This is a genomic window from Ruegeria sp. BE10 (assembly GCF_056538905.1).
Genome location: NZ_JBQFTX010000011.1, coordinates 69,428 through 92,291, shown reverse-complemented (window position 1 = coordinate 92,291; position 22,864 = coordinate 69,428). Strand labels below are relative to the sequence as shown.

25 protein-coding genes are annotated in these 22,864 nt (G+C 58.4%); 10 read left to right on the top strand and 15 right to left on the bottom strand.

The features are described 5' to 3' along the window. Positions 1-57: 57 nt before the first annotated feature. The 5 genes from ACR0M2_RS19665 to lepA all read right to left on the bottom strand — a co-directional run bounded on the left by ACR0M2_RS19665 (position 58) and on the right by lepA (position 4,440). Positions 58-543, bottom strand: a complete 486-nt coding sequence (locus tag ACR0M2_RS19665; protein WP_480706745.1) for a hypothetical protein — start codon at positions 541-543, stop codon at positions 58-60. A gap of 131 nt (positions 544-674) precedes the next feature. Then, a complete protein-coding gene (locus ACR0M2_RS19660; RefSeq protein ID WP_170362555.1) occupies positions 675-854 on the bottom strand; it encodes a CTP synthetase in 180 nt (59 codons plus the stop codon). Positions 855-953: 99 nt separating this feature from the next. Then, a complete protein-coding gene (locus tag ACR0M2_RS19655; RefSeq protein WP_170379173.1) occupies positions 954-1,274 on the bottom strand; it encodes a hypothetical protein in 321 nt (106 codons plus the stop codon). Between the two features lie 159 nt (positions 1,275-1,433). Beyond that, positions 1,434-1,676, bottom strand: coding sequence for a hypothetical protein (locus ACR0M2_RS19650; RefSeq protein WP_480706743.1), 243 nt, complete (start codon positions 1,674-1,676; stop codon positions 1,434-1,436). Positions 1,677-2,640: 964 nt separating this feature from the next. After that, positions 2,641-4,440, bottom strand: coding sequence for a translation elongation factor 4 (gene lepA / locus ACR0M2_RS19645; protein ID WP_170578356.1), 1,800 nt, complete (start codon positions 4,438-4,440; stop codon positions 2,641-2,643). Positions 4,441-4,603: 163 nt separating this feature from the next. On the opposite strand from lepA, the gene ACR0M2_RS19640 reads away from it, so the two are divergent. From ACR0M2_RS19640 to ACR0M2_RS19630, 3 genes are all read left to right on the top strand, one after another. Further along, positions 4,604-5,710: a Hint domain-containing protein gene (locus ACR0M2_RS19640; RefSeq protein ID WP_480706740.1), complete on the top strand. Its 1,107-nt coding sequence runs from the start codon at positions 4,604-4,606 to the stop codon at positions 5,708-5,710. Further along, positions 5,707-6,012, top strand: a complete 306-nt coding sequence (locus ACR0M2_RS19635; protein WP_170553907.1) for a hypothetical protein — start codon at positions 5,707-5,709, stop codon at positions 6,010-6,012. Before ACR0M2_RS19640 ends, ACR0M2_RS19635 begins: the two co-directional genes overlap by 4 nt. A 66-nt stretch (positions 6,013-6,078) precedes the next feature. Then, entirely contained in the window at positions 6,079-7,020 is a 942-nt protein-coding gene (locus ACR0M2_RS19630; RefSeq protein ID WP_170414383.1) for a LysR family transcriptional regulator, read from the top strand. On the opposite strand, the gene ACR0M2_RS19625 is transcribed toward ACR0M2_RS19630, so the two are convergent. Then, on the bottom strand, positions 7,017-7,460 hold the full coding sequence (locus ACR0M2_RS19625; protein WP_170398974.1) for a low molecular weight protein-tyrosine-phosphatase: 444 nt from the start codon (positions 7,458-7,460) through the stop codon (positions 7,017-7,019). The two genes, ACR0M2_RS19630 and ACR0M2_RS19625, sit on opposite strands and share 4 nt — an antisense overlap. Before the next feature lie 28 nt (positions 7,461-7,488). Between ACR0M2_RS19625 and ACR0M2_RS19620 the strand changes: the two genes are divergently transcribed. Beyond that, complete coding sequence (locus ACR0M2_RS19620) at positions 7,489-8,184, top strand: NAD-dependent deacylase (protein ID WP_480706765.1); 696 nt, start codon at positions 7,489-7,491, stop codon at positions 8,182-8,184. A gap of 60 nt (positions 8,185-8,244) precedes the next feature. Then, on the top strand, positions 8,245-8,853 hold the full coding sequence (locus ACR0M2_RS19615) for an HdeD family acid-resistance protein (RefSeq protein WP_170351359.1): 609 nt from the start codon (positions 8,245-8,247) through the stop codon (positions 8,851-8,853). Between the two features lie 87 nt (positions 8,854-8,940). Here ACR0M2_RS19615 and ACR0M2_RS19610 read toward each other — a convergent pair whose 3' ends face one another. The 5 genes from ACR0M2_RS19610 to meaB all read right to left on the bottom strand — a co-directional run bounded on the left by ACR0M2_RS19610 (position 8,941) and on the right by meaB (position 12,890). After that, complete coding sequence (locus ACR0M2_RS19610; protein WP_170362548.1) at positions 8,941-9,414, bottom strand: copper chaperone PCu(A)C; 474 nt, start codon at positions 9,412-9,414, stop codon at positions 8,941-8,943. 41 nt (positions 9,415-9,455) lie between these two features. Continuing rightward, a complete protein-coding gene (locus tag ACR0M2_RS19605) occupies positions 9,456-9,806 on the bottom strand; it encodes a hypothetical protein (protein ID WP_480706737.1) in 351 nt (116 codons plus the stop codon). A gap of 402 nt (positions 9,807-10,208) precedes the next feature. Continuing rightward, the gene (gene rpmB / locus ACR0M2_RS19600) at positions 10,209-10,496 is read right to left on the bottom strand and encodes a 50S ribosomal protein L28 (RefSeq protein ID WP_170362546.1); all 288 of its coding nucleotides are present in this window, start codon (positions 10,494-10,496) and stop codon (positions 10,209-10,211) included. A gap of 146 nt (positions 10,497-10,642) precedes the next feature. Next, entirely contained in the window at positions 10,643-11,812 is a 1,170-nt protein-coding gene (locus ACR0M2_RS19595) for a Hint domain-containing protein (RefSeq protein ID WP_480706736.1), read from the bottom strand. Between the two features lie 100 nt (positions 11,813-11,912). Continuing rightward, complete coding sequence (gene meaB / locus ACR0M2_RS19590; RefSeq protein ID WP_480706764.1) at positions 11,913-12,890, bottom strand: methylmalonyl Co-A mutase-associated GTPase MeaB; 978 nt, start codon at positions 12,888-12,890, stop codon at positions 11,913-11,915. A 205-nt stretch (positions 12,891-13,095) separates the two neighbouring features. Between meaB and hrpB the strand changes: the two genes are divergently transcribed. The 3 genes from hrpB (at position 13,096) to ACR0M2_RS19575 (ending at position 17,681) form a co-directional block, all read left to right on the top strand. Further along, entirely contained in the window at positions 13,096-15,537 is a 2,442-nt protein-coding gene (gene hrpB / locus ACR0M2_RS19585; protein WP_480706762.1) for an ATP-dependent helicase HrpB, read from the top strand. Positions 15,538-15,649: 112 nt separating this feature from the next. Next, positions 15,650-16,108, top strand: a complete 459-nt coding sequence (locus tag ACR0M2_RS19580; RefSeq protein WP_170351364.1) for an NUDIX hydrolase — start codon at positions 15,650-15,652, stop codon at positions 16,106-16,108. A gap of 94 nt (positions 16,109-16,202) precedes the next feature. Further along, positions 16,203-17,681 (top strand): inorganic phosphate transporter, encoded by a 1,479-nt coding sequence (locus ACR0M2_RS19575; protein WP_170351365.1) that lies wholly within the window; start codon positions 16,203-16,205, stop codon positions 17,679-17,681. 6 nt (positions 17,682-17,687) lie between these two features. On the opposite strand, the gene ACR0M2_RS19570 is transcribed toward ACR0M2_RS19575, so the two are convergent. The 3 genes from ACR0M2_RS19570 to ACR0M2_RS19560 form a co-directional block, all read right to left on the bottom strand. Beyond that, the gene (locus ACR0M2_RS19570) at positions 17,688-18,662 is read right to left on the bottom strand and encodes a 2-dehydropantoate 2-reductase (RefSeq protein WP_480706734.1); all 975 of its coding nucleotides are present in this window, start codon (positions 18,660-18,662) and stop codon (positions 17,688-17,690) included. Between the two features lie 65 nt (positions 18,663-18,727). After that, entirely contained in the window at positions 18,728-19,690 is a 963-nt protein-coding gene (locus ACR0M2_RS19565; protein ID WP_480706732.1) for a pirin family protein, read from the bottom strand. A gap of 125 nt (positions 19,691-19,815) precedes the next feature. After that, entirely contained in the window at positions 19,816-20,658 is an 843-nt protein-coding gene (locus ACR0M2_RS19560) for a phytanoyl-CoA dioxygenase family protein (protein ID WP_480706731.1), read from the bottom strand. Positions 20,659-20,844: 186 nt separating this feature from the next. Between ACR0M2_RS19560 and ACR0M2_RS19555 the strand changes: the two genes are divergently transcribed. Together ACR0M2_RS19555 and ACR0M2_RS19550 are read left to right on the top strand one after the other, a co-directional pair. Continuing rightward, the gene (locus ACR0M2_RS19555; protein WP_480706729.1) at positions 20,845-21,333 is read left to right on the top strand and encodes a twin-arginine translocation pathway signal; all 489 of its coding nucleotides are present in this window, start codon (positions 20,845-20,847) and stop codon (positions 21,331-21,333) included. 8 nt (positions 21,334-21,341) lie between these two features. Further along, a complete protein-coding gene (locus tag ACR0M2_RS19550; protein WP_480706760.1) occupies positions 21,342-21,938 on the top strand; it encodes a ferric reductase-like transmembrane domain-containing protein in 597 nt (198 codons plus the stop codon). Here the strand turns inward: ACR0M2_RS19550 and argF are convergent. Further along, entirely contained in the window at positions 21,935-22,861 is a 927-nt protein-coding gene (gene argF, locus ACR0M2_RS19545) for an ornithine carbamoyltransferase (RefSeq protein WP_170414353.1), read from the bottom strand. The genes ACR0M2_RS19550 and argF overlap by 4 nt on opposite strands. Positions 22,862-22,864 lie beyond the last annotated feature (3 nt).

Here is a 22,864-nt window from a genome sequence, read left to right as displayed (position 1 = left end):
CGAACGGGGGGCACGTCAAACCCCGCACCCCTGTCGCAAGCCTTTGTGAAGATTAATCTATTCGATTGTGATACTACCTGTGATCGTATTCACGAACTTCTTGGTGTCAGGATCAGTCAGCGACGAAAAACTCCCGCTTCCGGTGGCGCTGGCCCAACTGCCCGAACCGCCCGAGACGGTCCAGTCGCCCGTCAAAGCCCCATCCGCACCAAGGTCCGTGGCCGTCCAGGTCATCACCGCCTTATCGCCCGAGGTGGTATCGAACACACAATTCCCGGTGCCCGAGACCGCAGCCCCGTTGACCAATAGTGCACCGAAGCACGAACCCGTTGCCCCCTCCAGCGGGTGCCCGGCGGTGACTTCGAAACTGTCATAGTCGGTCTGCGTTTTGACCACGGCGTTCCCGTCCGAGATGCCATAGACCTGGTTCGCATTCGTCCCCATGCCCTTGGCTGCGGCGTCATAGGTCTCGGCCTGGGCCAAACCTGCTGACAAGCCTAGGGTCAGAACTGTGGCTGCGGTCGTCGTTAAGAATTTGTGCATAATAACCTCTCATTTCTGAGGGTCATGCGTTGCAGGCACCCGAAGAATAAAGCCGCCCAAACGCGGTCCCCCGCGGACACAATAACAGATTGAGATGTGTGCGTCTAAAGCGGGGAACTATGCACCACGGATCAGCTTTCGAGCTTGCGGGCCACCAGATACGAAACCGGGAACGCCGCCACAAACCCCACGACAGCTGCGACCAGAATATGCGTCGCCGACGTGTAACCCATTGCCAAAACCGCAATTACAGCGGACCCGGCAAGGGTGGAACCAAGAAAGATGTGAAGGATCAGCATCAGGGTCAGCATAGGGTGCCTCGTTTTTCCAGTCTGTTTGCGCGCACCTTAAAACCAAGCTTGAGGGTGATCCTTGATCTGGGTCAGAATAAGTGGAAGTTCGAGGCGCGATCAGGCCCATGCCAAGGCCGTGCCGACCAGGACAAGGCCAATCCCGGCGACTTCGCGACCAGAGAAGTTTTCGCCGAACAGGAAGTAAGAGGCGATGGCGATCAGGATGACCTCGGCCCCCAGAATGCCGGTATAGATGATGCCCAGCCGCTCGTCGCGCAGCGCGGCAAGTTCCAGCGTCGCCCCGGCCAGCAGGGTTGCGACGATCAGCAGGCCAAGCCCCACGCCGGGGAGTTTCCACCAGAACTTCATCGCGATCATGGCCACGGAATAGAGTCCCGCCGACCCGAGGGCGATGATGGGGATCATGGATGTTGACATCTGCGCCTCCTGCCGAGGGTTCCGTTGGGTCAAGTGTAGCAGGAGGGCGCGGTTGGGGCTGTGAGGTGGGTCACAGTGGGATCATGGGGTGAACACCCACTTCACGGGCGATGCCCAATTGCACCGCCCGCTTTGTCAAACCAGATCGGTGACGTGGCGCTAGTTCAGTCCGAGCATGTCCTTGGCCTGAGCCAGTGTCGCGACCGACGCGTCATGGTCGCCTGCATCATGCAGCGCGGCACCTTCGTCGCGCCATGTTTCGACCTGCGTGATCTGTTCGGCGGACAGGTCGGGACCCGCGGCCAGAGCGGCATCAATGGCGGTAATATCGGCGGGGCATTGCCCGGCAAAGGCGGGCGCCGCGAGCAGGCAGAATGCAGCGACCAGAGACAGATGTTTCATAGGTTCATCCTCCCGTTTTTTGGGTGTGATGAGAATACCATGAAACGGGTCAGGCCCGGAGGGCGTTAGCGTCCGACCCGGCGGATCGGCAGGGGATGGCTGATAAAGGGGCTATCGAACGGGCGGAGCCCCGGGGCGCAAACGCGCCGCCCCATGGGGGCGGGTCGGCGCGGCCCGGCGGTGCCGCCGGGCGAGACAAACCCTTGTGAATTCCAGACACTTGTGAAGGTCGAAAGATTAAACTTAATACTACTGCTGTCTTGGTGAGCAAGAGCCCTCAATCGTCAAAACACGAGCCAATTTATGAAGAACTCATTTCCTAATAAAGGTACAGCAGTAGAACAACTCATTCGACGAGAGTTTGCATACGAATTGGGGCTCTACCTTCAAACGTGCGCGCACATTGAAATGATGGCCAGCGCCTTAATAGTTTGCTTGAGAGGACTGGAACCAGAATGCGAGGATTGGTTTCATGAGTACTGTAAAGTTAGGAAGCTCCGCACTGATCAATTCCTCAAACAGCTCGGTAAATGCAGTGAGGCGGCAAAAAATTTGGGTTCTCGGATGAGTTATCCAAGCTTTCTGACTGGATTAAACGATTTGTACAGAATCGGCATATGGCCGCACACGGCGCATTCTTTGACAGTCACCAAGGTTTCATGCGTGTCGACTATGTAACCAAAACCGGCACAAAAAATAAACCCAAGTTTCAACGCGAAAATACCGCTGTGACGCGGGAGCAAGTTGACGTCGTACTAAAGGATGCTGACAGGATCTATCTCACTGTTTTGAGCATGATTGCCCTTATTCACAAAGACCTTCCATCCAGAATACATCAAAGATGTTGTGCCGATAGTAGAGCACCCAATCTAAGAAAATCAAACTTCTTCATCAATCTAATCGTGTGCGCACGCAGTTGGCTGCGCCAACCGCTTTCGCCTACCCGCCGTAATAATGGACAGCCTTAGCTGTCCATTTTTAAGGCGCTAATAAACGCCTCTTGCGGGATATCGACTTTCCCAAACTGGCGCATCTTCTTCTTACCCGCCTTCTGCTTGTCCAGCAGTTTGCGTTTCCGCGTGGCGTCGCCTCCGTAGCATTTCGCGGTCACGTCCTTGCGCAGCGCCGAGAGGGTCTCGCGCGCGATGACCTTGCCGCCGATGGCCGCCTGGATCGGGATTTTGAACATGTGGCGCGGGATCAGGTCCTTGAGCTTTTCGCACATCGCCCGGCCCCGCATCTCGGCCCGGTCGCGGTGAACCATGGTCGACAGCGCGTCGACCGGTTCGTCATTCACCAGCACCGACATCTTGACCAGATTATCCTCGGTATAGCCCGTCATCTGGTAGTCAAACGAGGCATAGCCCTTGGTCACCGATTTCAGGCGGTCATAGAAGTCGAAGACGACCTCGTTCAGCGGCAGGTCATAGACGACCATGGCGCGGCTGCCCGCATAGGTCAGGTCCAGCTGGATGCCGCGGCGGTCCTGGCAGAGTTTCAGCACGTCGCCGAGGTATTCGTCGGGCACCAGGATGGTCGCCTTGATGCGCGGTTCCTCGATATGGTCGACCTTGGATGGGTCGGGCATGTCGGCGGGGTTGTGCAGCTCAATCATCTCGCCGTCTTTCATGTAGACGTGATAGATCACCGACGGCGCGGTGGTGATGAGCTCGATATCATATTCACGTTCGATGCGGTCGCGGATGACTTCGAGGTGCAGCAGGCCAAGGAAGCCGCAGCGAAAGCCAAAGCCAAGGGCGGCCGAGGTTTCCATTTCGAAGCTGAAGCTGGCGTCGTTCAGGGCCAGCTTGTCGATTGCATCGCGCAGGTCTTCGAACTCGGAACTGTCGACGGGGAAGAGGCCACAGAACACCACCGGCTGCGCAGGTTTGAAGCCGTCCAGCGCGATTTCAGTACCGTTGCGGTCATTGGTGATGGTGTCGCCGACGCGGGTGTCGCGAACCTGTTTGATCGAAGCGGTGAGAAAGCCGATCTCACCAGGGCCAAGCGAGTCCACCATCTCCATCTCGGGGCGGAAAACACCGACGCGGTCCACATGGTGCAGGGTGCCGTTCGACATGAACTTGACCCGCATGCCCTTTTTCAGCGTGCCGTCCATGATGCGGACCAGAACGATGACGCCCAGATAGGCGTCGTACCAGGAATCCACCAGCATCGCCTTGAGCGGTGCATCCAGATTGCCCTGCGGTGCGGGCAGTTGCTGCACGATGGCTTCCAGCGTCTCGTGGATGCCCTGCCCCGTCTTGGCGCTGACCTGAATGGCGTCGGTCGCGTCGATGCCGATGACGTCTTCGATCTGTTCGGCCACGCGGTCACAATCGGACGCGGGCAGATCGATCTTGTTCAGCACCGGCACGATCTCATGATCGGCGTCGATGGCCTGATAGACGTTCGCCAGCGTCTGCGCCTCGACCCCTTGAGTCGAGTCCACAACCAGTAGCGAGCCCTCGACTGCGCGCATGGACCGGCTGACCTCATAGGCGAAGTCCACGTGGCCGGGGGTGTCGATTAGGTTCAGCACGTATTGCTCGCCATTGTCGGCGGTATAGTCGATGCGGACCGTGTTGGCCTTGATGGTGATGCCACGCTCGCGTTCGATATCCATGCTGTCGAGCAGCTGTTCTTTCATGTCGCGATCCTTGACCGTTCCAGTCTCTTGGATGAGCCGGTCAGCAAGGGTGGATTTGCCATGGTCGATATGCGCGACGATGGAGAAATTGCGGATATGAGCGAGGTCTGTCATGGGTTGGGATATGTCCGGAGATTTGGATCTCGTCAAGCCGTGAAGCGTTGCAGCATAGGCGCGCAGTGGGTCTTTCTACCTAAATGCATTTACCCAGTATTTGCGAACGGATAGGATTATGCCGTTGATTGGCCCGAACACTAACAAGAAAGCAGTTTAAACGTTGGCCGACTATTCGATTTTCGTTCTTGGTGAAAGCCAACTGTCGATCACGGTGCCTCAGGGGTTGGACGGCATCACTCAGGGCACGGGCATACATTTGATCGGTCAGACGATCACGATTGACTCTCGCGCGGCGACCGAGGTCTTCATCACCGACGCGGGAAGCGACACCAATTTTGCCGACAACGATGGAAATCAGCGTTTGGATGGCGACCAGACGATAGACGGCACGCTATTCACCGACGGCACGCGAGTTGAGGCTGAGTACGGCATCACCTTAACAGATGGAGTGAACACTTGGCAGGCGGTTGCGTTCAACGTAACCAACTCTTCTCCGGCATACGCAACCGTTGAGGGGATTGCCTTTATCGGAGGGCCCGGTCAGTTTCCCCCCGCTGGCGTGCCCTTGACCGTTGTCAGCACGCAGGAAGGCCCGAGCTTTGATGAAAGCGAATATGTTACACCGATCTGCTATGATGCTGGAACTTTAATTGAAACGGAACAGGGTCACCTGCCAATCGAAGCTTTGAAGCCGGGTGACAGGGTTTGGACACAGGATGATGGGTTTGTTTCGGTGCAATGGACGGGTGTCCAGGATGTCATTGCTGCAGGCCGCTTCAAACTAGTGAAAATTCCCGTTGGCGTTCTATCCAACTTTGCCCCGCTCAAAGTCTCCCAGCAACATAGGATATTGATTTCACATCCATTGGCCGAGTTGTTGTTCGCAGAGAATGAAGTTTTTGTCCCCGCCATAAGCCTTGTGGATGCCGGTATCGCATATCTGGCTACAGATCGAACGGCCCGCTTTCATCACTTTTTACTGGAACGGCATAACGTCGTCCGGGCGAACGGCGCAGCCTCCGAAAGTCTGCTGACCGCATGTTTGGCGGATCAGCCAAATCCAGACAGGCTATTTTTTCCCGAACTCACGGGGCGTGTTATGGAAACAACAGACACGGCAAGACTGGCCTTAAAACGCCGTGAGGCCGCATTTTTGCTCCAATCGCTGTTGTCCATTGATCCGCAAACCCGATTGATTCATACTCCGCCGCAGACCGAGAGGGGCGTCAGATCACTCCGGGCAGGCAAAAACGAGGCAAGAGCATGAAAAAGTTCCTCCTAATCGCACTATGTGTCACATCTCTGACGGCGATAGCACCGGTAGAAGCTGCGCAGATCAAACGGGCGTGTCTGGCGTCTGATCGTACAGCCGCGACACGGGATCGATGCAACTGCATTCAACGCGTGGCCAATCAGGCATTGACCCGCAGCGATCAGAAAACCGTCGCGAAGTGGTTCACCGACCCCCACCAGGCGCAAGAGTTGAAGATGTCGCAAACTGCGCGCGATGATGCGCTGTGGGATCGGTATCAGAACTTTGGCCAGATGGCACAGGCGATCTGCAGCTAAGGCATTCTGAATCCTTGACCTGATCCGTCCTGCGCCCCAGAAAAGGCGCAGCGAAAGGTGTATCTAATGGTAATGAAAGGGCTGACCCTGCGTGGGCTCGAAGTGTTCGAAGCCTTGGCGCGGACGGGATCGGTGGCGCAGGCGGCCGAGATCACGGGGCTCAGCCAGCCTTCAGTGTCACAGCAATTGCGCAATCTGGAAAACGCTCTTGGCACCGAATTGGTGGATCACGGGCGACGCCCGATGCGGCTTACCCAGGCCGGGCACAGCTTTCTGGCACGAACCGAGTCAGTTCTGGCCGAGCTGCAAATAGCACAAAGTGAGTTGACCGTGATGGACCTGGGGCACCTCACCACTTTGTCCATCGGGCTGATCGACGACTTTGACAATGACCTGACGCCTCGATTGGCGACCCTATTGGCCGACAGCCTGACACGGTCGAATTTCAAGCTCATTACCCTGCCCAGCCTGGATCTGTTCGCCGAGTTGGAAGCGCAACGCCTGCACCTGATGGTCTCGGCCCATTCCGGCGAAGTGCTTGAAGGTGTGGTCGAATATCCCTTGGTCCGCGACCCATTTATTCTGGTGACACCCAAGGGGGTCGACAATGCCACGCAGGACCTGCCCTTTCTGCGCTATGCCCGTGAACAGCTGATCAGCCGCCAGATCGAGTCGCATCTGGCGCGGCAGCAACAGAAATATGAGGAACGGTTCGAGATCGGTTCGCATCTTGCTTTAATGGCCATGGTCGCACGCGGGTTGGGTTGGGCGATCACAACGCCGCTGGGCTATATGCGGGCAGCGCGTTTCCACGACGCGCTGGCGGTCCATCCCGTTCCATTCGGAGAGTTTTCGCGGACAATTTCCCTGTTCACGCGCACCGATTGGTCCGATCAGGTTCCACAAGAGGTCGCGGGCATGATGCGTCGCCTTATGCGCAATCAGATCGTCGACCCGGCGTTGGTGCAACTGCCATGGCTGACGGACAAACTGAAAGTAATGGGCTAGGCCCGCAGATGCGCTTGAAGCCCTTCAACGGCAGCTTCGATTAGGTCCAGCGCCCCGTCGAAATCACGGGTGTAATACGGATCGGGTACATGATCGGCACCCGTTTCGGGTGCGAAATCGGTGAGCAACTGTACAGGGGTAGTGCTCCCAGCGGGGCGCAACGCCTCGATATTTGCAATGTTTTCGGCGTCCATACCGATGATCAAATCGAACCGTTCGAAATCCTCGGCTACAAACAGCCGGGCTCGCAGGTCGCTAAGGTCAATTTCGCGGGCCTGTGCCGCTGCCTGCATCGGCCCATAAGGCGGATTACCAATATGCCAACCCGAGGTTCCGGCGCTATCGGTGGTGTGATGCGGCGCGCGGGCGCGAAACACGCCTTCGGCAGCAGGAGAACGGCAGATATTGCCGAGACAGACAAAGAGGATACGGTGGGTCATGAGCCAAGATGTAACGCGAAGGGCAATGATGGAAAAGATCGTGATACTGACAGGGGCCGGTATTTCTGCCGAAAGCGGGTTGGGCACCTTCCGCGATGAAGGCGGGTTATGGGTACAACACCGGATTGAGGACGTCGCCACTCCCGAAGGTTTCGCCCGCGATCCCGCTCTGGTTCACCGGTTCTACAACGCCCGGCGCGTGCAGGCCGCCAAGGCCAAACCTAACGCTGCGCATGCCGCGCTGGCACGGCTGCAAATGGACTTTCCCGGCGAGGTGGTGATCGTCACTCAGAACGTCGACAGCCTGCACGAATCTGGCGGCGCCGAGCATGTGATCCACATGCATGGCACGTTGGCCGGAGCGTTTTGCCCGGCATGCAGCCACCGCTGGGCATCACCACCCGAGATGGCCGTGGGCGAACCCTGCCCTGCCTGCGGTGCCGCCACCGCGCGACCGGATGTGGTCTGGTTTGGCGAGATGCCCTATCACATGGACGCAATCTACGACCATCTGGCCGAAGCGACCCTGTTTGCTGCCATCGGCACCTCGGGTCAGGTCTATCCAGCCGCCGCCTTCGTTCATGAAGCCTTGCAATCCGGCGCCCGCACGGTCGAACTGAACCTCGAACCTTCAACCGGAGCCTCCAGTTTTGATGAGGTCATTCTCGGCCCCGCAACGGAAACAGTCCCATCTTGGGTAGATGGCTTGCTCAGCCCCAGATGACAGCAGACACCGGCAGAATTTTCCGTTTATAGTGAAGGCCTAACCAGCTGGGAGAGCATCATGTCAGACCCTCAATCCCCGCACGAGGAAATCCTCGAGGATGGCACTTTGGACGGCCGCGACGCTTTGGGCGATCAACTCGCGGGACTGTGGTGGACGTTCCTGTTGCGCGGCATCTTCGCTGGGGCACTGGGCATCGCTGCGCTGTTCTGGCCGACAGGCAGCATTTCACTGCTGTTGCGTCTGGTCGGTCTGCTTCTGATCGTGGATGGCGGCCTGACCTTGCTGGGCTTTGGTCGGCGTGGATTGATAGGGGGCGTAGGGGTCGGGGCCCTGTTGATCGGTCTGGTACTTCTCCTGTGGCCCGAAGGCGTGGCGCGGCTGACCTTCTTCTTGTTGGGAGCGTGGGCCCTGATCATCGGCGTTGGCTCGCTGATGGCATGGCGGCAAATGTCGGATCAACACCCCGATGCGCCCTCAGTGCGCAATTCCGGGGTCATAGCGCTGCTGATCGGGTTGGTGCTGATCTTCTGGCCCGGCAGCGGAATGGTGGCGCTGGGATGGGCCATTGCCTTCGGGGCCCTGGCCTTCTCGGCGGTGATGTTCTGGCTGACCGCCCGGTTCAAACGCGCCCATGACCGGGTCGCCATGCGCGTGGTCAATCGCTAACCACCTCCGGAAACGGCAACAGGCCGGGCAAAGCCCGACCTGACGCATGGATGAGGGCCGCAGCGCGGCCTGAAGACAGGCGTAGCCTCAGTTCGAATGTGTCCCGTGGCCGCCGGCGTCCTGACGTTCCAGATCAACCGGCACCTCGATCTCGATCTCTCCGGCCTTCTCAAAAATCAGCGTCACCGGTACGGTCGCGCCTTGCTCGAATGGGGCAGTCAGCCCCATGAACATCACATGATCGCCACCGCGCTTCAGCATGTGGGTTTCACCGGCTGGAATGACAAAACCTTCTTCGACGTGCATCATCTTAGCTACGCCGTTGTCATCAATCTTGTGGGTATGCAGCTCAACACGTGCAGACGCATCGGATTCCACGCCAATCAACCGGTCGTCAGCCTCGCCCGTGTTTTTGATCATCATAAAGGCAGCACCGGCCTTGGCTGCTTTGCCTGCGGAGCGCGCATAGGCGTCATCAACGGCAATCGTATCCTGAGCAAAAGCAGATGTTGCCAGCGTTGCAGCGACCAGAGTGATCAGAAGTTTGGATTTGAGGGACATTGCACCTCTCCTTGTATAAGTGTCTGAAAGAAAATGTGTCTTCAGATCACAACCGGAGGCGCGCGCGCCGGTCTGTAGGGAACCGGCAGGGCAACCAGATTACCCGCCTTGCGCAAAGGCGCGGGCTGAACCTGTTCTGGCGCAACGGGCATGGCGGCTGCCGGGACAACGACCGCCCCCAAGAGGGTCAGCGCGTATTCAGGGCAGAAATGAGGGGGCTGAGTCGGCTGGCCTTCGGCGTCCATATAGACCACCACCGGGCCTGTACCAGTGCAAAGCACCATCTGCCCCACCGCCCTGTCCATTCCGCGCGATGCAGCCACCCCCTGCCCTGTCAGAATGACAAGCAGCGAAAGCGCCAAAGGCAGAAATCTGTTCAGAACGAGTTTCATCCTGCGCCTGATATAGGCCGGACTCTAAGCGGGCTTCAAGCGCAATCGAATACGCCTGAAACCCGCAACCACTGGGTTCGTGTCAGCTGTCCACGCCAGGACGTTTGACGGACCCTTTGGTCAGGCTCGTATGCAACCTGTTCACCTGTCGTTGCATCCGAAAGCATGTCCCAAACGTCTTGCCAAAAAAGGCAGCCAACAGGGAGAGGAAATCAGACAATTTAAAAGACATGTGGGTAAACTCCGCCAGATGAATATGACTAAACATAAAACAGTCTTGGCGCAGGGTATGTGAACAATATCACCGTGGTTGAAAAATTAATTCCAGTTCAGGAGCAGGCCGCGCAAGAAAAAACCCTGCACCTTGCGGTACAGGGTTGAATTCTTTGAAGGGAAAAGGATTTACGCCGTGGCTTGTGCCTTGGCAATTTCCTTTTTCACTTTCAGCGCGTTTGCCGACAGTTCGTCATCTTTGGCTTTGGCCAGGAACGCATCCAGACCACCACGGTGGTCGACCGAGCGCAGTGCAGCCGCCGAGATACGCAGCTTGACGCCACGGCCAAGGGTTTCGGACTGCAGGGTAACGTCGTTCAGGTTCGGTAGAAAACGACGACGAGTTCTGTTTTTGGCGTGGCTGACATTGTTGCCAGTCATCGGGCCTTTTCCGGTCAGTTCGCAGCGGCGCGACATGGTTTCTTCCTTTGTTTCTGGAGGCCGGGCATGATGCCAGCGGCCAAATCACAAGGGGCGCAACCCGAAGTCGCGCCCGAAAACTGGTTGGATGCGTGTAGTGGGAATCGCCAGAAGGGTCAAGACAGATCGCGCGAAATCTTTGCTCAGGCATCACCGGGCGGTTGGATACACGCCTGCAAAAGCGGTTTTTTGTTCTTGCGATGGCGTTCCAGCAGATGCGCCTGCTGCCGTCGGTGCGGAATATAGCGAGCGGGCCGCGGTGTCAGCTTCTTTTCGAACAGCTCGGGAAATATCTCAAATATTTCTCGGCGGGCCTCTGAACTCAGCGTTTTGAGCGCTTCGGGCCCTGTAAACAGGCTTTCTGTCGGCGCGCCTTCGGCAAAGATGACCTGATGTTGATCGAAAAGCAGATGGTAGTACTCAACCGATGTGACGTCTTCGTCCACGAAAATACCGGGCAAGGCTGTTAGCTTGATGGCGGGAATCAGCACTTCGCGTTCGTCGAACATGCGTTGGGCAATGGGGGACTGGACCAGCATCCGATGCTGTCGCGAAACCAATAAGTCCCGACTTGGAAAACCGCCGCCCAGCGCCCCTGCCAGAATTCGAATGGGATAAAGTTTGGGATTCCTCTTCAATCCGTCCAGATCAAAGCGTCGCCTCCCGATCCAGCGAATCTGTTGCAACCCCTTACCCAGTGTCTCGATCATGTCACCGGTGCAGAGATCTTGGATAGGCACCGGGCCGGATCGTGTCAAAATCTCAGTGTCGCGTGTGAAGCATGGAACCCCTGTTCCGTTCTCGAATGCCTGATAAGAGACGGACGGCCCAGACGGTAGGTTCGACGGCAGGATAAAAGTGCCGCTTGAGACCGAGTAGGAAACACCTTCGGCAACGGTGAAAGTTCCAAACGTATCGTCGGTGACGACCGTGCCAACGGGCAGGTTCAAGCTGTCCGTTCCACCGCCACCGCGAACGTCGCCTGTAACGTTTGTGCTGTTGATGTTCAGGGTGTCGTTGCCCTGCCCCAACCGAACATCACCAACGGTAGATCCCTGAAGGTTGACCGTATCATCATCAATTCCGGCATTAACTTGCCCGACCACAGTACTGCCGGTGATAACGATATCGTCGTCTCCGCGATTGCCCCGTACGGAGCCGGAAATCGTACTGTTGGTAACGGTGACGTCGTCATCGCCCTGTCGGGCACGTATATTGTCAATCGGTCCTGGTACCGTTGTCCCGTTTAAAGAACCGGTATTGTCGGTGACTTCAATGTCGTCGTCGTTATTCGTCCCGTTGATATCGGGCATGTTCGACGGTTCCTGTCGCCTGAGCCAATCGCACAACTCAAAATTGCATTCGCGTCGATCTTACACGACAAATGATGAACGCGCCACTCTGCCCGGCCGGTTAGCCTGCCGCCAATTCAGTCAGCATTTGTTTGGCCGCGATCGATGGGCTAAGGACACCTTCACCTACCTGAGTGCTGAAACGATCCATCATTGCACGCGCCTGTGGTGTTTCGAGCCGGGCCAACAGGGCATGCCGGACCTCTTGATCGAACCAATATCGCGCTTGATTGGTTCGATTGGCCTCCCAATGGCCAGCTTCGCGCCGCCAATCAGTCAGCGATTGCATTTCGGACCACGCGTCTTCCAAGCCGTGTTCCTCCACCGCCGACACTGTCATAGCCTTGGGAAAGGTCTCGGGGTCCTGCGGGCGCTTTCGCAACAGGCGCAGCGCTCCGGCATAGTCGGCGCAGGTGCGGATGGCTGTAGGCTTCAGATCTCCGTCTGCCTTGTTAATCAGAATCATGTCGGCCATTTCCATGATGCCGCGCTTGACGCCTTGCAATTCGTCTCCGCCCGCTGGGGCCAGCAGCAACAGGAACAGGTCGGACATTTCGGACACAACGGTTTCTGACTGACCCACACCCACGGTTTCGATCAGCACCACATCGAAAGCGGCGGCCTCGCACAGCGCAATCGCCTCGCGCGTCCGTCGGGCCACACCACCCAGATGCGACTGGCTGGGGGATGGGCGAATAAAGGCGTTTCTCTCGCGACTCAGACGCTCCATCCGGGTCTTGTCGCCCAGAATCGAGCCTCCGGAGCGGGACGAGCTAGGGTCAACCGCCAGCACCGCCACCCGCAGCCCCTGGGCGATCAGCATCATGCCAAAGCTTTCGATAAAGGTGGATTTGCCAACCCCTGGCGTCCCCGACAGGCCGATACGCAGCGATTGCCGTTTGGATTTAGCCAGATGTGCCAGCAATTCGGTCGCCTGCGCCCGGTGATCCTCACGGCCGCTTTCGACCAGAGTGATGGCGCGGGCAAGTGCGCGCCGCTCACCGTTCAAAATTCTGTCGCTCAGGCTGTCTATGTCCATTTCATCCTCGATATTTTGCGGCACGACTACTTGCCGCCCCGACAAACCGTTTGTCCAGACTGGACCGCTGAGGAAATACGCCGCACACCAATTATTCGCACCCATGTGTTGCCGTTCTTCCGCTGTTAGCGGTCGTGCTACTCCGGTTCGCACTGCGCGCATGGCGGAACTGGACCTTACCGAGCCGTTGGCGGATAAAGCCCGCATGACACGACTGCCCATCGATGACGCCATCCCAGACCTGCTTGCGGCCCTCCAGGATTCAGGCCGCGCTGTTCTTCAGGCCCCTCCGGGGGCAGGTAAAACAACACGAGTTCCCCTGGCGATACTCGAGGCGGGCTTGTGCGACGGCAAGATCGTGATGTTGGAGCCGCGCAGATTGGCCGCGCGCGCTGCTGCCGAAAGGATGGCCGACACTTTGGGCCAACGCGCGGGTGAGACCGTAGGTTATCGGGTGCGGGGCGAAGCCAAGGTTTCAAAATCAACCCGGATCGAGGTCGTGACCGAAGGCATTCTGACCCGGATGTTGCAATCCAATCCCGACTTACCGGGTGTGGACGCCGTGATTTTCGACGAATTCCACGAACGATCCCTGAACGCCGATCTGGGATTGGCCCTTTGTTTGGAAGTCACCGGCGCTCTGCGGGATGACCTGATGCTACTGGCCATGTCGGCAACGTTGGATGCCGAGCCGGTTGGACGGTTGATGGGCGCGCCGTTGGTCACCTCCGAAGGGCGCAGTTTTCCGGTCGAAACACACTGGCTGGACCGCCCCATGGGGGCGCAGGCACGGCGGCTGGACGCTCTGGTCGATCTGGTTGTTCAGGCTGAAAGGGACACGCGCAAAACCGGCGGCGGGGTGTTGGTGTTCTTGCCAGGTGAGGGTGAAATTCGCCGGGCCGAGGCCGCCTTGTCCGCGCGCCTGCCGGAGAACTGCGTGCTGCGCCCCCTGTTCGGGGCCATGCCTTTTGCCGCCCAGCGCGCTGCGATTGCGCCGATGGATCAAGGGCGCAAAGTGGTGTTGGCCACGTCGATTGCCGAAACCTCACTGACCATTCCCGACATTCGGGTCGTGGTTGATATGGGGCAAGCGCGACGGGCGCGGTTCGATCCCGGTTCGGGCATGTCCCGTTTGGTAACCGAGCGTGTAACCCGCGCCGAAGCCACCCAGCGCGCCGGTCGCGCAGGCCGCGTGGCCGAGGGCAAGTGCTATCGGTTGTGGTCCAAGGGTGAAGAAGGTGCGTTGTCTGCTTATCCTCCGGCCGAGATCGAGGCCGCGGACCTGACAGGTTTGGCATTGGAACTGGCGCTGTGGGGTGCGGAACCGGGCGATCTGGCCTTTCTGACACCGCCGCCCGAAGGCACGATGGTCGAGTCAAAGGCTCTGCTGACGATGCTGGGGGCGCTGGATGCCAAGGGGCGGATTACGGACCACGGGCGCGCCCTGGCTGCCCTGCCCCTGCATCCGCGTCTGGGTCATATGTTGGTGTCTGCCGGTTCCAGTGCCGCCACTTTGGCCGCATTGATGGCCGAACGCGATCCGCTAAAGGGCGCGCCGTCAGACCTTTTGCTGCGACTAGAGGCCCTGCGCGACATCCGCGCGTTTCAACGCAACCGCGTCTGGCAAGTGAATGCAGGCGCAGTGGATCGAATCAAAGCCGAAACCAAACGTCTGCGTACCAAGGGCCAGGCCAGTGATCTGAGCCCCGCCGTCATGGCCGCGCTGGCCTATCCCGACCGTATCGGACAGCGCCGCAAGGGTGACGTTCCCCGCTATGTTCTGTCAGGCGGCAAAGGTGTGGTGCTGGATAGCGGCGATACGCTGGCCGCGGCACCTTATCTGGTGGTCACGGACACCGACGGTAATCCGCGCGAAGCAAGGGTGCGCATGGCCGCCCAGATCAGCGAAGGCGAAATCCGCGATCTGTTTTCCGGGCAAATCAGCTGGGTCGACAGCTGCGCCTGGTCAAAACGCGACCGCCGGGTGGTGGCGCGCAAACAGGAAAGGTTCGGCGCGATCACGCTAAGCGACCGTCTGTGGAAGGACGTGCCGGACGATGCCGTGGCGCAGGCCATGCTGGATGGCGTGCGCGATCTTGGATTGCGTCTGGACGGAGCGGCGGCGCGGTTGGCGGCGCGAGTTGAATTGGTGCGGGCCGAAGGGGCTGATCTGCCTGAATTTACCATCGAAGGGCTGACCGAGTCGCTTGAGGACTGGCTGCTGCCCATGCTCTCGGGCGTACGCAACGCCGAAGAGTGGAAGCGGTTTGACCTGCTGCCCGCTCTGCGCGCCCGGCTAGACTGGACCCAGACGCAAGAACTGGATCGCCGCGCGCCCGGATCGTTCGAAACACCGCTGGGCCGAAAGGTGCCGATTGATTATGGCGGCGCGGTGCCTGAGATTTCCGTGCGCCTGCAAGAGTTGTTTGGCGTAACGCAGCATCCGGTTGTGGGGGGCGAGGCGTTGAAAATTACCCTGCTTTCTCCTGCGCAACGACCGATCCAGATCACCCGTGATCTACCGGGATTCTGGGCGGGCTCTTACGCCGATGTTCGCAAGGATATGCGCGCGCAATACCCCAAGCATCCCTGGCCCGAAGACCCAACACAGGCCGACCCAACCCTGCGCGCCAAACGGCGGAAATAACCGCGACCCCGACATTTGTGATAGAGTTGGCTCAGGCAATTGTTTGTATCAGCCCTATTTCACTGTTATGTGCCGGCGTTTCAGGCAAGAAAAGCACAGGATCGATCGACCAATGACGAAATGGCTGCGAAAAATCTGGGACGAGGTCGCCCGACCTATTTTCCTGCGCCCGCAACGGGTGCAGTTTGCAGCCCTTTGCACCCGTGAAACCCCAAGCGGACCAGAGGTTCTATTGATCACAAGTCGCGACACCGGGCGCTGGATCATTCCCAAAGGTTGGCCGGTTGATGGCATGGACGGTGCCGAAACTGCACTGCAGGAGGCGTGGGAGGAGGCAGGCGTGCGGGCGCCGAACCCCTCCAAGGAACCGATCGGGCACTATACTTACGATAAAATCCTGAACGATGGCACGGCCTATCCCGTTCTGACCAGTGTCTACCGGGTTGATGTTCAGGATCTGGAAGATGACTTTCCCGAAGCTGGCAAACGCGAGCGGGTCTGGGTTTCGCCCTCAACTGCGGCTGATCGTGTTAACGAGCCGGAATTGCGCGATTTGCTGCTGCAAGTGTGATAATTTCGCAAAAAATTGATAACATAACTGTTGTCCCGAGGGGGGAAACCGTCTAGCCGCGTGCCGAAATGCACTGGCTGCTTGAAAAAAGATCATGTCGAATTTGACCTCGAAATCCCGCTGGCAGGCTCTGGACAGCGACCTTCACCGTATCTCGCGCGTTGAGAATGCCAACGCCCATGTGGCGCGCCCGCTGTTGGCCCCTGGTATTTCACTGGCCTTTATTGCGCTGGCCGGGTTGTCGGCGGCGATAGTGTTCGGGCTGGCGGATGGCGGCCTGATCGTCGCTGCGGCAGCCGCCTTTGGGGCCTATATGGCGATCAATATCGGTGCCAATGACGTGGCCAACAACATGGGGCCCGCGGTTGGTGCCAACGCACTGACCATGGGTGGTGCTATCGTCATCGCCGCCATTGCCGAAAGCGCCGGTGCCCTGTTGGCAGGCGGAGATGTCGTTTCGACCATCTCTAAGGGGATCATCGATCCGGCCTCGGTTCAAACCAGCAATGTATTCATCTGGGCAATGATGGCTGCGCTGATTTCGTCGGCCTTATGGGTTAACCTGGCCACATGGGTCGGGGCACCGGTGTCAACGACGCACTCGGTTGTCGGCGGCGTGATGGGGGCCGGCATCGCCGCAGCGGGCCTGAGCGCTGTCAACTGGAGCACAATGAGCGCGATTGCCGCAAGCTGGGTAATCTCGCCAGTATTGGGTGGCTTGATCGCGGCTGGGTTTCTGGCGCTGATCAAAGCCAAGATTCAATATCAGGACGATAAAATAGCGGCAGCACGGCGCTGGCTTCCGATCCTTGTGGCGGTGATGGCCGCGGCGTTTGCCACCTATCTGGCCGTTAAGGGTCTTAAGCGGATCGTGAAGATTGAGCTTGAGGTGGCGCTGCTGATCGGCCTTGCAACGGGGTTCCTGGTCTGGTCGGTCACGGTGCCTTGGGTACGGCACAAATCCGAGGGGATGGAAAACCGCACCAAATCACTGAAAACTCTGTTTGGCCTGCCGCTGGTCATCTCGGCCACATTCCTCAGCTTTGCGCATGGCGCCAATGACGTGGCCAACGCGGTCGGCCCCCTGGCCGCTATCGTACACGCAGCGGAATTCGGCGACTTTGCCGCAAAAGTTGCGATCCCCAACTGGGTCATGGTGATCGGAGCCTTTGGAATTTCGTTCGGCCTGTTTCTATTCGGGCCCAAATTGATCCGCATGGTCGGTAGTCAGATCACCAAACTTAACCCAATGCGGGCCTTCTGCGTGGCGCTGTCCGCAGCCATTACCGTTATCGTGGCCAGCTGGCTTGGCCTGCCGGTCAGCTCAACTCATATTGCTGTAGGCGGCGTTTTTGGGGTTGGTTTCTATCGCGAATGGCATTCAGATCGCCGGTGGAAACACTCCAACCGCCAGCGTCCGGTCGAACAGCGGCTGGCCCGGGAAGAGCATCAGCGCCGCAAGCTGGTGCGGCGTTCACATTTCATGACCATCGTGGCGGCCTGGGTGATCACGGTCCCCGCAGCCGCGGCGATGTCAGCGACAATATTTCTAATCCTGACGGCCTTCGCCTAATCCGGCCTAAGACGCAATTTGATCCACAGAAATCGCGGTTTCAGGCGCGTCCTCGATCAAATCTCGTATCTTGGCGCAGATCGGGGTTTCGACGCCAATTTGCGCGCCCAGGCGAATGACCTCACCCTGAAGACTGTCGATTTCGGTCGGGCGACCTGCCATCAGATCATAGGCCATCGAGGTGCGCGCGCTGGGGTCAATGGTCAGCATTCGCGCAGCGATCCTGGAAAAGATCGGCGTTGGCAGGCGCAGGATATGCGGCGTCATCCATGCAGGCAGCGGAGTAGTCGAAGCGACCGGATGGTTCGCGGCGTTCAACACCATCAGAGCCTCGGCCATCTGATCGGCCATCAGGCGTCGCCAGTTCCGGTCCAGCAGTTGATCTTTCAACGTCATCCCCGACAGCGCATTCAGCGCGTTGTTGAGGTTGATTACCAGCTTACCCCATTGGACCGCTTCGATGTCATCGCTTTCCACAACCGGCATGTCAGCACTACTCAGCCTCTGACCCAGCGCACCGGGACCGCTTTGGATGACGATCTCACCAGAGGTGGCGCGATGAAAGCTGGCCGGTTCAGTCGGCACCACATTGAACGGCACCATTCCGGCGCGCACGTCGTGCTCTGACAGAACCATGCGCAAAGTACGAGCGTTTTCCATACCGTTTTGCCACGATATCACCGGAATTGAGATGGGCGTGTATTCCGCGATCTGCGCAGCCATTTCCGCTGTGGCACCTGATTTAACGGTCACGATGACGACTTGGGCACCGGCCAGGCAGGTTGCATCTTCGGTCAGGGTCAAATCTTGCGCGGCCACATGCCGGGTCAGGCCCGAAAAATCCGAAATCGTCAGTCCTTGTTCTTGGATCGGATCTAATATGCGTGGACGGCCCAAAAGGGTAACGTCATGCCCTGAATGCGCCAACAATGCCCCGCAATAGCATCCGATACTGCCTGCACCCGCGATCACGATTTTCATGGCATCCCTCCCGGCGCAAAGGATCGCCGGGAACGAGGGCACGGGCAAGACCCCCTGACGTCTGGTCAGCGTGCGCGCCTTGGCCGTGTCCGTTCCAGTTCATCCGAGATCGGTATGAACTCTTGATCATCACCCGGCGGCAGGTGGAACGCACCTTTCGCCCAATCGGCGGTTTTCCATTCACGCGTGGCGGCCTCGATCTTTTCCTTCGAAGATGACACAAAATTCCACCAGATATAGCGCTCTTGGTTCAATGTCGCTCCGCCCAGCAGCATTAACCGCGCGCCTTGCGGTCCGGCCTTGACTGAAAGGGGATCGCCGGGGCGGAACACCATCATACGGCCCTGTGTGAACGTATCGCCTGCGATCTCGACGGAACCTTGGGTGACATATACACCCCGGTCTTCATGGTCATCCGGCAAAGGAAACGACGCGCCGGGATCAAGTCGCACGTCCAGATAGAAGGTCTCGGACAGCATCGTAACCGGGCTGGTTTCACCATAAGCTGACCCCAGGATTAAACGGGCGCTGACACCTTGGTCCTGAAAATGTGGCAGCGCACCTTGCTTGTGATGCTCGAAATCCGGGGCCATATCCTCATGCGCTTCGGGCAATGCAATCCAGGTCTGGATGCCGAACAGGCGGTGTTTCTTGTCGCGTGTCTTCTGACTGGTCCTTTCGGAATGAGTCACCCCGCGCCCGGCAACCATCCAGTTGACCTCGCCGGGGTAAATCATTTGATGCGTGCCAAGACTGTCTCGATGCTCGAACTCTCCTTGATAGAGATACGTCACCGTCCCAAGACCGATATGCGGGTGTGGTCGGACGTCGATGCCGTCACCAGTCAGGAATTCGGCTGGACCTACTTGGTCAAAAAAGATGAATGGCCCAACCAGCTGCCGTTTACTCGAGGGCAGCGCCCTACGTACTTCGAACCCGCCCAGATCACGAGCGCGCGGAATGATCAATGTGTCCAGCGCCGTGTTGTGTGACAGAGATTCGGGACTTTGGGTCGGGTTCCAACTCATTGCTGCGCTCCTGCGATCAGGTAGTTACGTTCACCATCGCAGAATACACGGTATTTTCAGCTTGAGTATTCGCCATTTCGCACAGATTAAGTGCAATTTCGATGTTATGCTATATCATCCATTGCTCAAAGTGCCTCTCTTGGCCAAAGCCGGGGGAAAAACGGCCCGTCGATGCGGTCGCCTTCGCTGTAACCGGCGGCCTCGAACTGCGCACGTTCGTCCTTCGCCCAATCTCCGCGATATCGGATGATCCCGTCCGGCGCTGTCATCCGCAGGCTAAACCGACGCACTGTTTCCGTCGGCGTGACCGAGGACAGGCCCCCATGCAGGGTTCGCATATCGAAATAGATGCAATCCCCCAGCTCCATATCCCACTGCAACAAATCGTAAGCGTCAGGATCGGCGTTGATATCCGGGGGCTGGTGATACGTCCGGCCTGCGACCTCAGTGGCCCCGAGACTGGGATGACCATCCGCAAACCGAACCCGCATGAACAGCTTGTCCCATAGGTGAGAGCCTTTGACAAAGGCGATCCCGTTCTCTTTGTTCACCGGCTCAAGTGGCAACCACAGGACGCACATGGTGCCTTCGAAATCAAAATAGGACAGGTCCTGATGAAAGGGTGGGCGCGAGGTCGATCCGGCCTCACGCAGGAACCAGTTATCCATCACAAGGTTGATCGACGGGGCATCCAGTAAACCCGCAGCCAGCGGGGCGCACGGCGAGTGATGCACGAAATCCCTAAATTGCGGAATCTTGTTCCACGCCCAGAAATCCTCGAAATAAGCAGGGGCGTCTGGGTCCTTGGTGTGACGAGTGAAATTGTCGGTCGGGTTGGCAAGGTCCGCACTGATACCTTCGCGCAACAAGTCCAACCAATGTTCCGAGAATTTCGAGCGCAGCACAACGGCACCGTCCCGCTTGAAGGCCGCAATTTCATCGGGCGAAACCGATTGTGTCTTGTCCATTTTTCAGCCTTTCGCATCGGTATACCGACGATGGCACTGCAACCCGCACAGGGTCAAAGAAATTCGCCGGGGCTTGGGGTGATCACAGAGTGGTGAAGATCGCCTCGGAATTGATCTGAACCGTGCTATCTTTGCGCTGTGGCGCGCTCAGGTTGCTATGGATGTTACCTTGCAGGAGGTCCCGACATGACGAATTCACACTTGTCTCGTAGATCCGTAATGGCGCTAGGCGGGGCTGTTCTGGTCGCTGGTGGCTCGGGCTTAGTGCTTCCCGCGCGCGCTGCTGGGCTAGCACCGACACCGTCTATGCGCGGCGGGTCGAACAACTACCGCCCCGGCGCAGCCATCGTCGACCGGATCGGCGGCGGTGGGTTCTGGATGACCGGCACTGTGCGGCGGGCTGGGGACGGTGCCCCTCTGCCCGGCCAACGTATCCAAATCTGGGCTCACACAACCGAAGGGCATGAGCGGGATCCGCAAAGCCATGGTGCTACACTGACCGACGCCAATGGTGAGTTCCGGTTGGAGATGCCGCAGATCGTGCCCGCCTTTGGCCAGCCGCACGGGCATCTGGCCTATGACAGCGGCGAGTTTGAGACGGTATTCCTGCGCCCGATCATGGCAAGTTCAAAAGACCGGACCCTTGCCGCGCATTTCGTCCTGCAACCCGCCTGATTTACGTGATCCGCAGCCTTTTGATCTGGGCGGCTGTGATCGCCGCCATAGCTGTGCCGCTGATTGCGGCGGCGCATAGCCCTTTATTGGCGTGGCGCGACCCAGTCTACATCGTGGCCGGGTTTGCCGGAGTGCTGAGTATGGGGCTGTTGTTGCTGCAACCCTTGCTGGCCGCGCGCGACTTGCCTGGATTACTGCCTTTGGCCAGCCGGCGCTGGCATCGACGGGTTGGCATCACTCTGATCATCGCCCTTGTGGTGCATGTGGGCGGCTTGTGGATCACCAGCCCCCCGGATGTTATGGATGCATTGCTGCTCGTCTCACCCACCCCGTTTTCAGTCTGGGGCGTCGTTGCGATGTGGGCCGCCTTCGCTGCCGCCTGTTTGGGCATCTTTCGGCAGCGTCTGGCCCTGCGGTACCGTATCTGGAGGCTGGGTCACACAGGGTTAGCCGCCATAACCATTGTCGGCAGTGTCGTGCATGCGATGCTGATTGAAGGGACGATGGAGATCATGACCAAAACCGCCCTCTGCGTTCTGGTTCTGTTGGCGAGCGTCCGAACGCTCGCCAGATTGCGTGTGTGGGATATCCGGCGGCGCAGTTAAACGCCCAGACACCAGCGCATGACCGCCTTTTGGGCATGCAGACGGTTTTCAGCTTCGTCAAAGATTACCGAGTTCGGTCCGTCCATGACCTCGGATGTCGCCTCTTCCTCGCGGTGCGCAGGCAGGCAATGCATGAACAGCGCATCCGGCTTGGCATGAGACATCAACTCGGTATTCACCTGATAGGGGCGCAGCAGGTTGTGACGACGCTCTTTGGCCGATTGGGAATCGTGCATCGAGACCCAAGTATCGGCCACGATCAGATCGGCATCTTCCACGGCTTTGTAAGGGTCACGCTCGACCACGATTTTCGAACCCTTCTGACGGGCGAACCCCATGAATTCTTCCTCGGGGTCGAACTGAGCGGGACCGGTGAAGGTCAGATCGAATCCGAACTGGCCCGCCGCATGCAGGAACGAGGCGCAGACGTTGTTGCCGTCTCCGGTCCAGACTACTTTTTTTCCTTTGATCGGCCCGCGATGTTCTTCAAAAGTCAGCACGTCAGCCATGATCTGGCAGGGATGCGTACGATCGGTCAGGCCGTTGATCACCGGCACGTCGGAATATTCAGCCATCTCGGTCAGGATGGTTTCATCGAACGTCCGGATCATGATCATGTCGACATAACGCGAAAGGACACGGGCCGTGTCAGCGATGGTTTCGCCGTGGCCCAGTTGCATGTCCTTACCCGACAACACCATGGTCTGCCCGCCCATCTGCCGTACGCCCACATCGAAGGACACGCGCGTTCGGGTCGAGGGTTTCTCAAAGATCAGTGCGACCATGCGGTCCTTGAGCGGCTTATCATCATCCTGCGCGGCTTTGGGGCGACCCAGACGGGCCTGTTTCATTTCGCCGGCCTGATCGATCATCGTCCGCAGATCGCCTGCATCGGTTTTGTGGATATCGAGGAAATGGTTCATATC

Bases quoted from the DNA above. Each gene is read 5' to 3' on its own strand.
- ACR0M2_RS19605 (WP_480706737.1), bottom strand. From the start codon at position 9,806: ATGAAACTCGTTCTGAACAGATTTCTGCCTTTGGCGCTTTCGCTGCTT.
- ACR0M2_RS19575 (WP_170351365.1), top strand. From the start codon at position 16,203: ATGTCGAATTTGACCTCGAAATCCCGCTGGCAGGCTCTGGACAGCGAC.
- ACR0M2_RS19565 (WP_480706732.1), bottom strand. From the start codon at position 19,690: ATGAGTTGGAACCCGACCCAAAGTCCCGAATCTCTGTCACACAACACG.
- ACR0M2_RS19665 (WP_480706745.1), bottom strand. From the start codon at position 543: ATGCACAAATTCTTAACGACGACCGCAGCCACAGTTCTGACCCTAGGC.
- ACR0M2_RS19630 (WP_170414383.1), top strand. From the start codon at position 6,079: ATGGTAATGAAAGGGCTGACCCTGCGTGGGCTCGAAGTGTTCGAAGCC.
- ACR0M2_RS19650 (WP_480706743.1), bottom strand. From the start codon at position 1,676: ATGAAACATCTGTCTCTGGTCGCTGCATTCTGCCTGCTCGCGGCGCCC.
- ACR0M2_RS19555 (WP_480706729.1), top strand. From the start codon at position 20,845: ATGACGAATTCACACTTGTCTCGTAGATCCGTAATGGCGCTAGGCGGG.
- ACR0M2_RS19595 (WP_480706736.1), bottom strand. From the start codon at position 11,812: ATGCCCGATATCAACGGGACGAATAACGACGACGACATTGAAGTCACC.
- hrpB (WP_480706762.1), top strand. From the start codon at position 13,096: ATGACACGACTGCCCATCGATGACGCCATCCCAGACCTGCTTGCGGCC.
- ACR0M2_RS19660 (WP_170362555.1), bottom strand. From the start codon at position 854: ATGCTGACCCTGATGCTGATCCTTCACATCTTTCTTGGTTCCACCCTT.
- ACR0M2_RS19570 (WP_480706734.1), bottom strand. From the start codon at position 18,662: ATGAAAATCGTGATCGCGGGTGCAGGCAGTATCGGATGCTATTGCGGG.
- rpmB (WP_170362546.1), bottom strand. From the start codon at position 10,496: ATGTCGCGCCGCTGCGAACTGACCGGAAAAGGCCCGATGACTGGCAAC.
- ACR0M2_RS19615 (WP_170351359.1), top strand. From the start codon at position 8,245: ATGTCAGACCCTCAATCCCCGCACGAGGAAATCCTCGAGGATGGCACT.
- ACR0M2_RS19580 (WP_170351364.1), top strand. From the start codon at position 15,650: ATGACGAAATGGCTGCGAAAAATCTGGGACGAGGTCGCCCGACCTATT.
- ACR0M2_RS19625 (WP_170398974.1), bottom strand. From the start codon at position 7,460: ATGACCCACCGTATCCTCTTTGTCTGTCTCGGCAATATCTGCCGTTCT.
- ACR0M2_RS19635 (WP_170553907.1), top strand. From the start codon at position 5,707: ATGAAAAAGTTCCTCCTAATCGCACTATGTGTCACATCTCTGACGGCG.
- ACR0M2_RS19610 (WP_170362548.1), bottom strand. From the start codon at position 9,414: ATGTCCCTCAAATCCAAACTTCTGATCACTCTGGTCGCTGCAACGCTG.
- ACR0M2_RS19560 (WP_480706731.1), bottom strand. From the start codon at position 20,658: ATGGACAAGACACAATCGGTTTCGCCCGATGAAATTGCGGCCTTCAAG.
- argF (WP_170414353.1), bottom strand. From the start codon at position 22,861: ATGAACCATTTCCTCGATATCCACAAAACCGATGCAGGCGATCTGCGG.
- lepA (WP_170578356.1), bottom strand. From the start codon at position 4,440: ATGACAGACCTCGCTCATATCCGCAATTTCTCCATCGTCGCGCATATC.
- ACR0M2_RS19655 (WP_170379173.1), bottom strand. From the start codon at position 1,274: ATGTCAACATCCATGATCCCCATCATCGCCCTCGGGTCGGCGGGACTC.
- meaB (WP_480706764.1), bottom strand. From the start codon at position 12,890: ATGGACATAGACAGCCTGAGCGACAGAATTTTGAACGGTGAGCGGCGC.
- ACR0M2_RS19620 (WP_480706765.1), top strand. From the start codon at position 7,489: ATGGAAAAGATCGTGATACTGACAGGGGCCGGTATTTCTGCCGAAAGC.